The 14,605-nt window shown below is 72.0% G+C and carries 16 protein-coding genes; 9 read left to right on the top strand and 7 right to left on the bottom strand.

The window, feature by feature from the left end; genetic code table 11:
- Positions 1-579, bottom strand: a 579-nt coding sequence (locus DKT68_RS04555) for a copper resistance CopC family protein (protein ID WP_146218285.1), incomplete at its 3' end; no start/stop codon positions are given.
- Positions 580-681: 102 nt separating this feature from the next.
- Between DKT68_RS04555 and DKT68_RS04550 the strand changes: the two genes are divergently transcribed.
- The 3 genes from DKT68_RS04550 to DKT68_RS04540 are packed head-to-tail and all read left to right on the top strand — an operon-like array spanning position 682 to position 3,341.
- Complete coding sequence (locus tag DKT68_RS04550) at positions 682-1,155, top strand: cupredoxin domain-containing protein (RefSeq protein ID WP_109816175.1); 474 nt, start codon at positions 682-684, stop codon at positions 1,153-1,155.
- Positions 1,156-1,160: 5 nt separating this feature from the next.
- Positions 1,161-2,501, top strand: coding sequence for a hypothetical protein (locus tag DKT68_RS04545; RefSeq protein WP_109816174.1), 1,341 nt, complete (start codon positions 1,161-1,163; stop codon positions 2,499-2,501).
- A 48-nt stretch (positions 2,502-2,549) separates the two neighbouring features.
- Positions 2,550-3,341 carry a nucleotidyltransferase gene (locus DKT68_RS04540; RefSeq protein WP_109816173.1) on the top strand — a complete coding sequence of 264 codons (792 nt, stop codon included), beginning with the start codon at positions 2,550-2,552 and terminating at the stop codon, positions 3,339-3,341.
- Between the two features lie 19 nt (positions 3,342-3,360).
- Here DKT68_RS04540 and DKT68_RS04535 read toward each other — a convergent pair whose 3' ends face one another.
- The 3 genes from DKT68_RS04535 to DKT68_RS04525 all read right to left on the bottom strand — a co-directional run bounded on the left by DKT68_RS04535 (position 3,361) and on the right by DKT68_RS04525 (position 8,253).
- Positions 3,361-4,755 (bottom strand): dihydrolipoyl dehydrogenase family protein, encoded by a 1,395-nt coding sequence (locus tag DKT68_RS04535; protein ID WP_109816172.1) that lies wholly within the window; start codon positions 4,753-4,755, stop codon positions 3,361-3,363.
- Between the two features lie 127 nt (positions 4,756-4,882).
- The gene (locus DKT68_RS04530; protein WP_109816171.1) at positions 4,883-6,448 is read right to left on the bottom strand and encodes a coiled-coil domain-containing protein; all 1,566 of its coding nucleotides are present in this window, start codon (positions 6,446-6,448) and stop codon (positions 4,883-4,885) included.
- A 230-nt stretch (positions 6,449-6,678) separates the two neighbouring features.
- Positions 6,679-8,253 (bottom strand): bifunctional NAD(P)/FAD-dependent oxidoreductase/class I SAM-dependent methyltransferase, encoded by a 1,575-nt coding sequence (locus tag DKT68_RS04525; RefSeq protein WP_109816170.1) that lies wholly within the window; start codon positions 8,251-8,253, stop codon positions 6,679-6,681.
- 73 nt (positions 8,254-8,326) lie between these two features.
- On the opposite strand from DKT68_RS04525, the gene DKT68_RS04520 reads away from it, so the two are divergent.
- Positions 8,327-8,920: a helix-turn-helix domain-containing protein gene (locus DKT68_RS04520; RefSeq protein WP_109816169.1), complete on the top strand. Its 594-nt coding sequence runs from the start codon at positions 8,327-8,329 to the stop codon at positions 8,918-8,920.
- Positions 8,921-9,227: 307 nt separating this feature from the next.
- Here the strand turns inward: DKT68_RS04520 and DKT68_RS04515 are convergent, their stop codons facing one another.
- Positions 9,228-10,508 (bottom strand): CoA transferase, encoded by a 1,281-nt coding sequence (locus DKT68_RS04515; RefSeq protein ID WP_201748898.1) that lies wholly within the window; start codon positions 10,506-10,508, stop codon positions 9,228-9,230.
- Positions 10,509-10,600: 92 nt separating this feature from the next.
- On the opposite strand from DKT68_RS04515, the gene DKT68_RS04510 reads away from it, so the two are divergent.
- Both DKT68_RS04510 and DKT68_RS04505 read left to right on the top strand, forming a co-directional pair.
- Positions 10,601-11,134: a GNAT family N-acetyltransferase gene (locus DKT68_RS04510; RefSeq protein WP_146218284.1), complete on the top strand. Its 534-nt coding sequence runs from the start codon at positions 10,601-10,603 to the stop codon at positions 11,132-11,134.
- Positions 11,135-11,334: 200 nt separating this feature from the next.
- The gene (locus tag DKT68_RS04505; protein WP_109816167.1) at positions 11,335-11,850 is read left to right on the top strand and encodes a hypothetical protein; all 516 of its coding nucleotides are present in this window, start codon (positions 11,335-11,337) and stop codon (positions 11,848-11,850) included.
- 264 nt (positions 11,851-12,114) lie between these two features.
- Here the strand turns inward: DKT68_RS04505 and DKT68_RS04500 are convergent, their stop codons facing one another.
- Together DKT68_RS04500 and DKT68_RS30860 are read right to left on the bottom strand one after the other, a co-directional pair.
- Entirely contained in the window at positions 12,115-12,558 is a 444-nt protein-coding gene (locus tag DKT68_RS04500; protein ID WP_109816166.1) for a hypothetical protein, read from the bottom strand.
- A 9-nt stretch (positions 12,559-12,567) separates the two neighbouring features.
- The gene (locus DKT68_RS30860; RefSeq protein WP_146218283.1) at positions 12,568-12,870 is read right to left on the bottom strand and encodes a hypothetical protein; all 303 of its coding nucleotides are present in this window, start codon (positions 12,868-12,870) and stop codon (positions 12,568-12,570) included.
- 262 nt (positions 12,871-13,132) lie between these two features.
- On the opposite strand from DKT68_RS30860, the gene DKT68_RS04495 reads away from it, so the two are divergent.
- Genes DKT68_RS04495 through DKT68_RS04485 form a run of 3 tightly spaced genes read left to right on the top strand, consistent with a single transcriptional unit; the run spans position 13,133 to position 14,561 of the window.
- On the top strand, positions 13,133-13,507 hold the full coding sequence (locus DKT68_RS04495) for an ArsR/SmtB family transcription factor (RefSeq protein WP_109816165.1): 375 nt from the start codon (positions 13,133-13,135) through the stop codon (positions 13,505-13,507).
- Positions 13,504-14,010: an SRPBCC family protein gene (locus DKT68_RS04490; protein ID WP_109816164.1), complete on the top strand. Its 507-nt coding sequence runs from the start codon at positions 13,504-13,506 to the stop codon at positions 14,008-14,010. Before DKT68_RS04495 ends, DKT68_RS04490 begins: the two co-directional genes overlap by 4 nt.
- Complete coding sequence (locus tag DKT68_RS04485; protein WP_109816163.1) at positions 13,998-14,561, top strand: dihydrofolate reductase family protein; 564 nt, start codon at positions 13,998-14,000, stop codon at positions 14,559-14,561. The genes DKT68_RS04490 and DKT68_RS04485 overlap by 13 nt, the downstream gene beginning before the upstream one ends.
- Positions 14,562-14,605 lie beyond the last annotated feature (44 nt).

The following is a 14,605-nucleotide window of genomic DNA, read 5'->3' as shown; positions in this document are numbered from 1 at the left end:
GTTGGACGGCGCCCCGGGGCTCGCCGACGGGGTCCCCTCGACCAGGGCGAGCAGCGTGGGCGCCGGCCCGTCCGTGGGCGCCGTCCAACCGGCCGGCGCCGGCGTGCCGGGGCCCCGGTAGTCGAAGGTGACGGTGCCGCGCACCGCCTCACCGTCCGAGGCGACCGAGAGGTAACTGGCGGTGTACCGGCCCTTCGCCGGCCAGTGCGCGACGGACACCATGGCCGGGAAGCCGGTGTGGTACAGCCGGGGCTCGAAGACCCCGTTGACCATGAAGTACTCCTGGACCGGCTTGTCCAGCCGCTTCGGCTCGCCGTACGACCAGCCGTTGTCCACCCGGGACCCGTCCGGGCCGGTGACGGTGAAGTGCGCGTTCGAGGCGGGCTTCTCGGTGAAGTACAACGCGATCTGTGCCAGTGGCTCCCGGACCACGGTGCCGGTCAGCGGGGTGGACGTGGCCAGCTGCCCGTGCGCGGACGCCGGAGCGGCGGGCAGCAGCAACGACACCGCCAGCAGCACGGCCAGCGCCGCCACGGCTCGGCTCAGAAGGTGACGCGCAGTGACCAGCCTCGATCGCATCCGTTCATCATGGTCATTTCCCCGCCGCCGAACAAGACGTAGAGTTCTCCTCCCCGACGATCATCTCGACACCCGTCCCCCCGCGTCGTTCGGAGTCCGCCCGTGTTCGTCCGTGCCCCCGGTTCCCGCATCCACGCCGTCGTCGCCACCGGCCTCGTCACCGCCCTGCTCGCCACCGGTTGCGGCCAGGACGACGACCCGTCGGCGGCCACCACCTCGGCGCCGCCCACGGCCGCCGCGCCGCCCAGCGCCACCGCCGCGCCGACCCCGTCGGACAGCCCGACACCCAGCGTCAGCCCCAGCACCCCGGCGGTGGACCGGCAGATCACCGTGACGATCGCGAAGCGGCGGGTCGACCCGCCCACCGGCCGGGTCACCGTGGGTAAGGGACAGCTGGTCCGCATCACGGTCACCTCGGACGTCCCCGACGAACTGCACGTGCACGGCTACGACCTGGGCGCCCGGCTGCCGGCCGGCACGCCCGCCTCGGTCGAGTTCCGCGCGGAGAAGACCGGCCTGTTCGAGGTGGAGACGCACGAGTCCGAGCTGGTGCTGTTCCAGCTCGTCGTGCGCTGAGCGGCATGACCGGCGCCCCCGCGGTGCTGGCGCACGGCGTCGGTGGCCGCCAGGACCTGCCGATCACCCTGCCGCAGCTGGTCGTCGCCGCGGCCCTGACCCTGGTCGTCACGTTCCTCGCGCTGGGTCTGCTCTGGCGCGAGCCGCGGCTCGACCGGGACGCGACCGGCGGACGGCCGGTGCCGGAGTCGCTGGCCCGACTCGTCGACGCGCCCGCGTTCCGGTGGGCACTGCGCGGGCTGGGCCTGCTCGCCGCCGGCTGGTTCTGCCTGGGCCTGCTGGCCGGGCCGGACACCCCGGACAACCCGACCGCCGGGGCGCTCTACGTGCTGCTCTGGGTCGGGCTCGTGCCCGTGTCGCTGCTGCTCGGCCCGGTCTGGCGGGCGGTCAACCCGCTGCGAACCGTGCACCTGCTCGCCGCGCTGGCCACACGCCGGGACCCGGAGCGTGGCCTCCGCGAGCCGCCGGCCGGCCTGGGGCTCTGGCCCGCGGCCGTCACCCTGTTCGGGTTCGTCTGGCTGGAGCAGGTCGCGCCCGAGCGGGCCACCCTGCCGGTCATCACCGCCTGGCTCGCCGCGTACGCCGTGGTCATGCTGGCCGGTGCGGCGCTGTTCGGCGCCGGCTGGTTCGACCGCGCCGACCCGTTCGAGGTGTACAGCCGGCTCGTCGGCCACCTCGCCCCGGTCGGCCGGGCCGCGGACGGCGTGCTGGTGTGGCGCAACCCGCTCGACGGGATCGCCGGGCTGCGACCCGACCCCGGCCTCGTCGCCGTGGTGATCGTGCTGCTCGGCTCGACCATGTTCGACAGCCTCTCCAACGCGCCGGCCTGGCTGCGCTTCACCCAGGAGAACGGCCTGCCCCCGGTGGTCACCGGCAGCGCCGGGCTGATCCTGGTGATCGCCGCCGTCGCCGCCGCGTACCTCGCCGCCACCGGCGCGGCGACCCGGATCGGCCGCACCGGCCCCGCCGACGCCCGCGGGCTGCCCGCCGAGCTCGCCCACTCGATCGTGCCGATCGCGGCGGGTTACCTGGTGGCGCACTACTACTCGCTGCTCATCCTCGAAGGCCAGCGCACCGTCGCGCTGCTCTCCGACCCGCTGGACACCGGTGCGGACTGGTTCGGCACCGCCGGCTGGGAGCCGCACACCGGCCTGGTCACCCCGTCGGGGGTGGCCACCCTCCAGATCACCGTCATCATCCTCGGGCACCTGCTCGGCACGGTGCTCGCCCACGACCGCGCCCTGTACCTGTTCCCCAGGGCCCGGGCGGTGGCCGGCCAGCTCCCGCTGCTGGCGCTGATGGTCGCCTACACCGTCGCCGGCCTGCTGCTGCTCTACGCCGGCTAGCGGGCGACCCGGTTTCGGGGCGGCGCGACGCAGGAGTGAGGATGGGGCGTGGATTCGGATCTTCGGCGCTACCTCGACGAGCTGGTCGCCGCCGCCCGGGACGTGCTCGGCGACGACCTGGTGGGCGCGTACGCGGCCGGCTCGGTGGGGCTCGGCGCGTACCAGCCCGGCCGCAGCGATGTGGACGTGGCGCTGGTCTGCGCGGGGCCGCTGACGGAGGCCGGCAAGCGGGCGCTGGTGGCCCGGCTGCGGCACGAGGCGCTGCCCTGCCCGGCGCGGGGGCTGGAGCTGGTCGCGTACCAGCGGGCGGTGGCCGCCGCCGGCAGCCCGGACCCCGGTTTCGAGGTCGAGCTGAACACCGGGTCCGGCATGCCGTTCCGGCGCACCCTCGACCCGGCGGACCGGCCGGCCGCCGACGGCCGGTTCTGGTACGGGCTGGATCGCAGCATCCTGCACCAGAGCGGGCTGGCGCTGCTCGGGCCGCCGGCGGGGGAGGTCTTCGCCGACCTCGCCCCGGCCGACCTCCGTCGCCTGCTGATCGAGGCGTTGTCCTGGTGGCTGGCCCTGCCGACACCACCGGACGACCGGCCGGCGCCCGGCGCGGAGGACGCGGTGCTCGGCGCCTGCCGGTCGCTGGTGCGCCACCGCGACGGCGTCTGGCTGTCCAAGGTGGCGGCCGGGCAGCGGCTGATCGACGCCGGTGACCCGGCCGAGGTGATCGGCCGGGCGGTCTCCGCGCGGCACGGTGGACTGCCGCCCACCGGCGCGCAGGCCCGTGCCTTCCAACACCGGGTCCGCGCCGAGATCGCCGCTCAGCCCGGCCGGAGCGGGCCGGTCTAGCGGGCAACGCGCGGCCGGGTCAGCGGACCGGGCGCGACTGGAGCGAGGCGAAGAGCAGGTTGAGGCCCTCGGTCATGGTCGGGTGGGTGATGACGGCGTCCCGCAGGGTGGTCCACGGCATCCCGGCGAGCATGGCCAGCTGCACCGAGGTGATCACCTCGCCGGCCTCGGCGCCGAGCAGCGCCACGCCGAGGATCCGGTCGGTGGCGGCGTCGACCACCGCCTTCCACATGCCCGTGGTCTGGCGCAGGGTCCGCGCCCGGGGGATCGCGGCGACCGGCAGGTGGGCCACCTGGACGTCGTACCCTGCGCGGCGCGCCTCGGTCTCGGTGAGACCGACCCGCGCCAGCTCCGGGGTGGTGAAGACGGTGTACGGGATGAGCCGGCCAGCGGTGCTGCGCTGCTCACCCGCCAGGTTCGCCCTGATGATCCGGTAGTCGTCGAGCGAGGCGTGGGTGAACTGCGGGGTGCCGGCGACGTCCCCGGCCGCCCAGGTCCGCTCGGCGCTCGTGCGCAGGTACTCGTCGACCACCACGAAGCCCCGGTCGTTGAGCCGGACACCGGCCGCGTCCAGGCCGAGGCCGTCGGTGACCGGTTCCCGGCCGACCGCGACCAGCACGTCGTCCCCGCTCACCGTGCCGCCGTCGTCCAGCAGCAACCGGACGCCGCCGTCGGCGTCGCGGTCCACCCGGGTGACCGTCGTGCCGACGCGCACGTCGATGCCGTCGTCGAGGAAGATCCGCGTCACCGCGTCGCCGACGTCGGGATCCTCCCGGGCGAGCAGGTGGGGACCGCCCTCGACCACGGTCACGGTGCTGCCGAACGACGCGAACATCTGCGCGAACTCGACCCCGACCGTGCCGCCGCCGAGCACCACCAACCGGGGCGGGAGCCGGTCCAGGCGCAGCAGCCGGTCGCTGGTCAGGACCCGGGCCTCGGCCATCCCGGGCACGGACGGCAGGTGTGGGCGGGTACCGGTGTTGATGACCGCGTCGGCGCCGCGCAGCAGTCGTTCGCCACCGTCGGCCAGCGCCACGCGTACGGTCCGGGGGCCGACGAACCGGGCCTCGCCGATGACCAGGTGCAGGCCGGAGTCGAGGAACTGCTGCCGGTTCGCGGCCACCATCCCCTCGACGACGTCCTGCTTGTGGGCGCGCAGCAGGTCCACGTCGACCCGGCCACCCTCGACCGTCAGGCCGAGCGCGGACGCGCCGCGCAACTGGCGGGCCGCCCGCGCGCTCGTCACGAGCGCCTTGGTGGGGATGCACGCGACGTTGATGCAGCTGCCGCCGATCATGCCGCGTTCGACCATCGCCACCCGTCGGCCGGACCGTGCGGCGTCCATGCTCAGCGTCTTGCCGGCCTTGCCGCCGCCCACGACGAGCAGGTCGAATTCCTCCGGTCGGTCGGTCACCGGGCACTCCTCTCGGTCACCGGAACGGGTCGGCGTCGCGCCGCCCGTGCGCGGCCAGACCAGCCTGTCAGCTCGACCGGGATCGTCGGCCCGGTTCCGGGCAGAACCGCCCGGGCCGCTCGCCGGGTCAGTTCCGGGCGGCGCCGTTCTCGCTGACCGGCTGCCCGAAGGGCAGGAACGGCACAGGCTTCGGGTCGCCGGCGGGTGGCACCTGCGTCGGCGTCGGGTCGGCCTCACCGGTGAATTCCTGGGCGGCGGCCGTCCGGTCGGCCGGCCCGACCGGATCGTCGGCGGGGGCCGGTTCGTCGGCCCGCTCGGCACCGGGCTGGTCGCCACCCGGCCGGTCCACGGCGGGTCGATCGGGACCGAGTCGCTCGACGCCGGGTCGCTCGACCCCGGGCCGGTCGACGTTGGAGCGAGCGCCCACCATCGGGTACTCGGCGGTCTCCGTACCCCCGGCGGCGGCGGCCATGACGGCGGCGGCGGCCAGGTCGGCGACCCGCTTCGCTTCCCGCTGCACACGGGCGCGGACGTCCTTGGCGTGCCGCTCGGCCGAGTCCCCGGCACGCCGGGCCTCGTCCAGCCGGGCGCTCTCGGCGGTGAGGTCGCGACGGACCTCGCTCAGCCGCTGCTGCAACCGGGACAGCTCGTTCTCCAGGGTCTCGCCCTCCTGGCGGACCTCGGCGAGCTGCTGCTGGGCGGTCTCCAGCTCGGCGTGCAGCTGTTCCGACTCCTGCTGGCGCTCCTCGATCTCCTGCTGGAGGGCGGCGAGCTGCTCCTGGTGGGCGGCGGCCTGCTCGTCGGCCCGGTTGCGCAGCTCGGTCACGTGCTGCTGCGCCTCGGCCAGCAGCGCGGCGATCTGCTGCTCGGTCGCGCTGCGCTGCTCGGCCAGCTCACGTTCCGCGGCCGCCTGCTGCGTGGCGATCTCCTGCTCGGCGGCGGTCCGCCGGTCGTTGACGTCGCGCTCGATGCCGGCCTGCCACTGGGCCAACTCCTGCTGGCTCTTGGCGCGGGCCGCCTGGAGCTCCTGCTGGATCTGGGTACGGGCCGACTTCATCAGCGCGTCGGCGGCGACCCGGGTCTGGTTGAGCTGCTGCGCGCTCTGTTCGGTGATCCGCTTCGCCTCGTGCTGCGCGCGGTCGTGCGCGGCCTCGCCATCGGCACGCAGCTGCTCCGCGTGCTCCCGGATCGCGCTCAGCTCGGCCTCGGCCATGCTGCGCCGCTCCTCGTGCGCCTGCTCCTGCTCGGCGCGCCGGGCCGCCAGCTCCTCCGCCAGGTCCTGGCGCGCCTGCGCGGCCCGCTCGCGGGTGTCGGCGAGGATCCGCTCCGCCTCGGCCCGCAACTCGTTGGCCAGGTCGGTGGCGGACTCCGTGATCATCCCGGCCTGCTTCTCGGCCAGGGCCAGGATCTCGCCGACCATCGGGCCCAGATCCTGGAACGAGGCGCGGTCCACCTGCGCGGGCTGCTCCTGCAACTCCGCCAGCTCGGCGCGCAGCCGCTGCACCTCGGCGGTCAGCTCACGGACCCGGACGGCGGACTGCCCGTGCTCCCGGCTCAGCATCACGATCTGACCGTCGAGCTGCTCCAGGTGCCGGTCGACCTGGCGTTTGTCGTAGCCGCGCAGCGTGAGCTCGAAGCTCGGCCGCGAGGCCGCGTCATCGCGTACCGCGAGCGGCTCAGCGCCGATGGACATGCACCATCCTCCGTACGAATCGGGGCGCCAGGGCCGGCGGTCGCCCGCCCCGCGGGCCGGGAGTGTGGCGCAACGCTACCGCCGAGGCCGCGTCATGCGAAGTCCCGCCCCACCACCGTCCACCCCGCCCACCCTTCCTCGGTCGATCATGGAGTCGTGGTGCCCGGAAGGCCCCGATCCGCCGCTCTTGCGACCCACCACCACTCCATGATCGACGCGCTGGGGTGGGTTCAGCGGCGGCGAGCCACGAGGACCGCGTCGTGCAGGGTGATCTCCCGGCCGTCCGGGTCGGTGCCCGCCCTCGGGCGCGCCTCGGCGGTGAGCACCTCCCACTGCGCCGGGTCGAGCGAGTCGGCCACCTCCTCGGCGGTGTACATCATGTCCGGCAGGTGCATCCGGCGCGCCGACGTCCACAGGTCCCAGGGGTGGTGCCCGACGATCAGCAGGGTGCCACCCGGCGCCACCGCCGCGGCCAGCCGGGCGAACAGCTCCTGCCGCTGGATCGGTGGCAGGTGCATGAACTGCGCGGACACCAGGTCGTACGCCTCCTCGGCGGGCGGCTTGTCGCGCAGGTCGGCGTGCGTGAACTCGATGCGGTCCCCGACGCCGGCGGTGTCGGCGTGCTCGGCGGCCCGGCTGAGCGCGGTGGTGGAGATGTCCACCGCCGTCACCCGCCAGCCGCGTTCGGCCAGCCACACCGCGTCGGCGCCTTCGCCGCTGCCCACGTCCAGCGCCCGTCCCGAGGCGAGGTCGGCGGCCTCGGTGACCAGCTGCGGGTTCGGCCGGCCGCTCCACACCGCCGGCCGAGTGCGGTAGCGCTCCTCCCACGCCGGCTCCTCGAAGGCCGTGGCCCGCAGCTCCCGGTACGCAGTCACCGCCTCGCGGGTCTCCTCGGCGATCAGGTCGGCGTTGATCGCCGCTCCGGCGGTGAGGCCGGCCGCGGCGGCCGCGATCACCTGGCCGCGGACGTCGGCGACGTTGCCGGCCACCCACACGCCCGGGACGGTCGTCGCCCCGGTGGCGTCGGCCGGGATCTGGCTGCCGATCACGTGCTCGCCCATCGTCACCTCCTCGGGGGCCAGCCCCAGCCCCACCAGCATCCCGGCGCGGGGCACCGGCCGCGCCGCGACCACCACCGCGTCGAGCGCCACCACCCGGCCGGAGGCGAGCCGGACGCCGGTCAGCCTGTCCCCGGTCACCTCCAGCCCGGCCACGGGGCCGGGGACCACGGCGATGCCCCGGGCGGCGAGCCGCTCGGCGGTCGCCTCGTCGGGCGCGGGGGCGTCGTGCAGCAGGAGCAGCACCTCCGAGCTCCACTGCCGCCACATCTCGGCCTGGTGCACGGCGAGGGGACCGGTGGCCAGCACGCCGATCCGCCGGTCCCGGACTTCCCAACCGTGGCAGTACGGGCAGTGCAGCACGTCGCGCCCCCACCGCTGCGCCACCCCGGGCACGTCGGGCAGCTCGTCGGTCAGCCCGGTGGTCACCAGCAGCCGACGGGCCCGTACGTCGCGCCCGTCGTCGAGGGTCAGGCGGAACCCGTCGTCGTCCCGGGTCGCGGCCTCCACCCGGCCGTCCAGGAACCGCCCGCCGTATCCGGCGACCTCGGCGCGCCCGGCCGCGAGCAGCTCCGCCGGCGGAGTCCCCTCCCGGGCCAGGTAGTTGTGCACGTGGCCGGCCGGCGCGTTGCGCGGCTCGCCGGAGTCGATCACCAGCACCGACCGCCGGGCCCGGCTCAGCGCCAGGGCTCCGCTGAGCCCGGCCGCGCCACCGCCCACCACCACCACGTCATATGTCTCGTCCACCGGTGTCTCCCTCGTTCGTCAGCTGAGCCCACCATCCGCCGCCGCCGGTCAGGTGGCAACTATCCTTGCCGTTATGGCAAACGACGACAGTGCGGCACTCGCCGCGGTCGGCCCACGGCTGCGCGCGCTGCGCCACCAGCGCGGGACCACGCTGGCCCAGCTCGCCGACCTGACCGGCATCTCGGTGAGCACCCTGTCCCGGCTGGAATCCGGCAGCCGCCGGCCCACCCTCGAGCTGCTGCTCCCGCTGGCCCGGGCCTACCAGGTGCCGCTGGACGAGCTGGTCGACGCGCCGGCCACCGGCGACCCGCGGGTACACCCCAAGCCGATCGTCCAGCACGGCGTGACGTTCCTGCCGCTGACCCGCCGACCGGGCGGCGTGCAGGCGTTCAAGCAGATCCTCCCGCCGGGCACGCCCACGGGGGAGCACACCCAGCAGACCCACGAGGGGTACGAGTGGATCTACGTGCTCTCCGGCCGGCTCGGCCTACTCCTCGGCGAGCACGACCTGACGCTGACCCCGGGCGAGGTGGCCGAGTTCGACACACGCGTCCCACACCGGGTGTACAACCCGGGCCCCGGCACCGCCGAGGTCCTCAACCTCTTCGGGCCGCAGGGGGAGCGGCTGCACGTCCGCGCCCGGCCCGCCGTGCCCGACAAGGGGTAGTCGGGGAGCTGTTGCCGGTCGTACGTCACGCGCCCAGACGAAGTAGTCGCATCGGCGGTCACGGCAGCGCGGACGCGAGCCGTGCTCCTGGTGCTGCGTGACGCTCCACTCGGCCGCCCGGGGTATCCAGACCTCCACGGGGACGCTCACCACCGGTGCGACCCGTTCAGGCGGTGCGCCTTGAGTGCGTCGCGCGCCCGGGCCGCGACGTTCAGCTCCAATCGGGCGGCGCTTGCGCGTAGGCGGGTGGTAGGTGAGGCCAGCTCAGCGGGCGGCCGTCGAGTTGACCCGGTGGGCTGATCGTGCTTCACCCGTTCCCGAGTGCTGTCCGGTAGGTGTCGGCTTGGCGCTTCGGGTCATCGCCCGCGCTCTGCCTGGCTGGCATGCTGCCTTGATCGAGCAGCCATCGTGCCGTCCTGGCGAGGGACACAGAGACGTGGGTGGCGTCGCCGGTGCGGGCGCGTCGGCCCAGTGCGGCCAGCGCGCCAGCAGCGATGAGGTAGCCGGTGGCGTGGTCGAGCAGCTGGCAGGGCAGCGCGCCGGGTTGGACGCCATCCGAGCTCGTAGCCCAGCCGATGCCGGTGGCGATTTGCACCAGGCTGTCGAAACCACGCCGTGTGCCCCAGGTTCCGGCCGGTTCCCACGCCGAGAGTGTTACGACGATGGTGCCGGGGTGCTGGTCCGCTACTTGGTCAGGGTCCAGACCGAGACGGCGCAGCGCTCCGGGTCGGTAGCCGGTCACGAGAACGTCGGCTTGGTCGAGAAGGCGATGCAGAGCTTGACGGCCGTTCTCCGTGCTGGCATCCAGGTTCGCGCTTGCCTTACCGATCACTCCGTCGACGGCATGCAGCGCTAACTCCGGGCGATGCGGACCGTCGACTCGGAGCACGTCGGCACCGAGCGCGCCCAGCATCCGGGTACCAACGGGGCCGGCGATGACTCGCGTCAGATCGAGCACCCTCACCCCCGACGCCGGAAGCTGGCCCGGTTCAGCTAGCGGCAGCGAGCCACGGCCGAGCGGCACCATGCTCACGAGCGGCGACGTCCCCGCCGTGCTGCCTTGGCTGCCCGCTTGCCACTGGGCCTGCGTACGAGCCGCCACGGCCAGCCCTCCCGCGGCGTACACAACACGCTCAACCTCCAGCGCCGGGCGCGCGGCGATGACGCCAGCCAACTGCGCCTGCACGTCGGCGTCTCGACCGTCGTTCACACCGAGGGACGCCAGCAGAGCCGTCCGATGCCACGGGTAGTTCGCATGGGTCCGCACCCAACCGTCCGCAGCCCGCCACAATCGGGACAGTGGAGCGAAGCCGTCGATCCCCCGCCCATCCGCGTCGCGAAGCCAGACCTCGCTGCGCATCGCCGCCGCCACATGTTCCGTGTCGAGCGCGATGTCAGGCCGCCGACCGGTGCGCGCAGAAGCCAGATCAGCGGCAGCCGTGAGACAGGCGGCCACGGACACGATCGCGCATTCGGCGACTGCGAGCGGTGACGCCAGCACCGCGGGGTGTGGGTCTCCGGCCAGCCGAGGCCCGGCGGTATCCACCAGCGCCAGGTCTGCCAGTACGCCGTCCCACAGAGTCACCATGCAGACATCCTCCCGACGATTGCTGACCCGGACCGACCCACCGGGGGGTGCCGTTGCTTTGGACACACTGGTCGAGATGGGAGGCTGCCCGGGTGCCCTGGGAAGCTGCGACTCCATCTCGCCCGCCGTCGAATCCCGTCGCCCTGATACCGGTCGACCGCTCGCACCGGGCGGTGCTCGGCAATCTCGGTCAGCTGTATCGCCATGATCTGTCGGAGGCCTACGGTCACCTCCCCAACGACGATGGCACGTTCAACGACCGACCGCTCGACCGCTTTCTCGCCGGTGTCGACCCGCAGCGCCACGCCTGGTTGATCACTGCGGCCGGCCGGACAGCGGGCTTTGTGATGACGACGCCGACCGAGGGCGGCGGTATGTCCATCGCCAGCTTCTTCGTTGTCCGCGCGCTGCGCCGCACTGGCGTCGGTCGCGCCGCTGCCGTTCAGATCATCTCCCTGTTCCCGGGCAGATGGCGCATCGGCTTTCAGCGTTACAACCCGGGCGTCGAAGCGTTTTGGTCGCAGGTCGCGACCCAGGTCGTCGGGGACACGTGGGAAATCTGCGACGGTCCCACCCCTGAAACCCGACCCCCCGACACCTTCATCACCTTCACCACCTCCGGGTAGCCCAAGTCACCTCGCACGCAGGGGCTGGGCCGGCCGCGTAGGGTCCACAGTCACGATCTAGAGGCAGCTGGCAATACTCGAACCCTCAAGATCAGATGCAATGATCTCGGCACGAGCGCACGATCAGCGGCAGACCCGGATGCGGCCCGACTCACCCGGAGCGCCTTCGCGCTCGGTGCCGATCTTGGTAGCGTTCAGCCGTGACTGATGATCGTAAGGTCGTTCGCCGTTTCGAGCCCTACGCCGATCATCTGGCCTTCGTCATCTCGGACGTGGAGGCGACCGAGGGCATCTTTGACGGAGACACCTGGGACAGGGCCGATGACACCTGGCGCATCGCTGTAGAGCGTCACTGCATCGTGGTGGGTACGGCCCGCTACGACTACGTACCGGTGACGCTGGCGCTCTTGGACACGCCTCCCGAGGTTGAATCTCTCGACGCCTTCGACTACGTCATCGAAGCAGACATTCTGTTGCCCTCGGGGCAGATGGTAGTGACCGGTGCCACCGAGCTTCCGAACGAGGTTGAACCGGTGCCGCTGCCGGCAGGTCGATACCGGGTTCGGGTCGTCTACGCTCAGACCGACCGCCGGCCGGCCAGGTGCGATCTGGAAGGTGTCGGGGACCATCTGGAGTACCAACTCACGATGTGGCCGAACGACGCAGACCTCGGCGTGCGCGTCTTGAAGCAAGGCCCATCGCCTTGGGCGTACTGACGAGCGCACAGAACGAGCTTTCACCGTGCGACACCAACAGCGATGAACACCAGTCCACCCGGAGCGGCAGTTCCGCGCACCGACCAGGGCGGGTCATTGGGGTGCCGGTTAAGCGGTTCGTGTCGCAGCCGCTAGCGTTCCGTTGCCGAGATCGACCTGGAGCCTCGCTTTCATCGATCTCCGGGCCCCCGACACCCTCGTGACCAGCATGATCACGATGAAAATGGCTCAATGGTGCCTGTGCTGAGGTGGTCGTAGCAGGCCCTACTGGGCTTCGCTGGGTCGGCGGTCGATGGCGTCGGCTAGTGCGCGGAGGCGCCTCGCTCCCGCTGGAGCATCGCCGAGAACGTACGTAGCGAACTTCGGGTCGTCGGCCGTGTCGACCAGCCGCAGGGCGCCGACGTGCAAGCCTGACATGATGTCAATCGCATTGACGATCTCTTCGACGCTCGGGCGGAGTTCCGTTCTGCGCCCGTCCCGGGAAATGTCTCGGGCGGAAATCGCCTCGCCCGCCTCGCTCTCCTCCTCGACGAGCTTGGTGAGCAGGAAGGACACGATGTCCAACTCCCGTCGGCGGTCCGCGAGCAGGTCGTGGAGATCCGAGAGTCCATTCGGAACGAGGAACAACGGTCCTATCTCGTATGGCCGGAGCCCCAAGGCGATCGAGGCCTCCGCCAGCGTTCCCAACCGGTCGGCGTCCAGCAGCATCCACTTCTTCTACGACGCCATGTTCTTGATGGTGTCACCGCTGAAACCGGGGCCGACGATCGCGATGAAACTGGCATGATGGCGCCCTTTGTGGGTCTCGATCGCCACATCGCTGACGTCGGTGTGGGTGACATGGCCGGACGATCGCGCCTTCGCTTCGATGATCGCCGTCGACTGTGAGCCGTCGGCGCTGCGCCACCTGACAAGGGATGTCCGTGTCGCCGGATCCGCCGATCGTCCGGGCCGCGAAGTCCATAGCGAGAAAGGCGTCACAGATGGCTTTCTCGAAAGCCCGGCCGGCACTGCGGTCATCGCTCGCGGAACCACTTAGGGGCGTCCTGAGCCTGGTGCCCTCCGCCGTTGCGCGCCAGTGGATGCGGCCGGTGGCCAGGACGTGGCCAGGGGTCGCGGTCGATACCGCGCTTTATCGGCGGCGGAAGCGCACACCGTCTTGCCGCAGGTCGTTCGGCGGCACGTCGGCGGCGGGACCGAGCCGGCCCGGCGGCCCATCCGTTGACAACATCGGTCGCGTCTCAATACGCTTAACACGGTGGTTAAGTGAAGGGAGCTTCCGATGGCTGGCACCGATCAGCTCAGCGCGGTGTTCTCGGCGCTGTCCGACCCGACTCGACGGGCGATCATCGCTGAGCTGGCCGCACGCGACGCCACGGTCACCGAGCTCACCGCTCCTCTGTCGATCTCGATGCCGGCGGTGTCACGGCACCTGAAGGTGCTCGAGCGCGCCGCGCTCATCTCGCGGTCGCGGTCGGGCAAGTGGCGCGCGAGCCACCTCGAAGCTGCCCCGCTGCGCGAGGCGGCCGACTGGATCGAGCGCTACCGGCGGCTCTGGGACTCGTCCCTCACCCGCCTCGATGCCCACCTCGCCGCGGTGCAGGCCGCCGGACGGGCAACGGACCGGATGGTCGACGACCCCAGGGAGGTCGAATGAAAACGGAAACTCCGCAGCTCGTCATCTCGCGTGTGTTCGACGCGCCGCGGGAGCTCGTCTACCGAGCCTTCACCGATCCCGACCACTTGGCGGCGTGGTGGGGCCCGATCGGCAACTCACTGCCGCGCGATGAGATCGAGTTCGACGTACGCCCCGGCGGCTATCAACGGTGGACGGAGGTCAACGCAGCCGAACCCGACCTTCGCGTGCGCATCCACGTCGACCTCACAGACGTCGCCGACGGCGAACTGCTCGAAGGCGTCATGCACGTCACTGGCCGGCTGCAGGAGGGCATCGAGCCGTTCGAGACGAGACTCCGGATCGAGTTCCACGACGAGGCCGACGGACGGACGCGACTGGAGATCCGCCAGTGGCTCCCCGACCATCTGGCGCACCCCAGCGAGGAGGGTTGGCGCCAGGCGTTCTCCAAGCTGGACGCCACGCTGATGAATGTCCAGGCTGTTGCAGCTGATCACCGAGAGGTAGGGGCATGGCAAAGCTGATCTACGTGACGAACGTGTCGCTTGACGGCTACATCGAGGACGAACGCGGCGCGTTCGACTGGTTTCCACTCGGCGACGAGGTGTTCGCATTCCACACCGACCTCCTGCGGTCCGTGGGCACGTTTCTCTACGGGCGGCGCCTGTACGAGGCCATGGCCCTCTGGGAGACCGACGCCGCTCTGGCCGCGCAGTCCGACCTCACGGCCGACTTCGCGAGCGCCTGGCAGGCGGCGAGCAAAGTCGTGTACTCCACGACCCTCGCCGCGGTGTCAACTGCCGACACCCGACTCGAACGCCGTTTCGACCCCGCCGCGGTACGCGAACTGAAGGCCACGGCCAGCAGCGATCTCACCGTGGGAGGTGCCAACCTCGCGACGCAGGCTTTCAAGGCCGGGCTGGTCGACGAGTGCCAGCTGATGATCCTGCCCGTTGTCGTCGGCGGCGGCAAACCAGGGCTGCCGACCGGCATGCGCGCCGACCTCGAGCTCCTCGATGAGCGCCGATTCCGAAACGGCGTCGTACACCTCCGCTACCGCACTCTCGGACAGTGAACGACAGCCCTGTCCGATCGCCGGCGCTTGCACGACACGCGGAG

Source organism: Micromonospora acroterricola (genome assembly GCF_003172955.1).
GTDB lineage: Bacteria > Actinomycetota > Actinomycetes > Mycobacteriales > Micromonosporaceae > Micromonospora > Micromonospora acroterricola.
The sequence above is the reverse complement of the archived record's forward strand: the minus strand, read 5'-3'. Positions and strand labels throughout refer to the sequence as shown.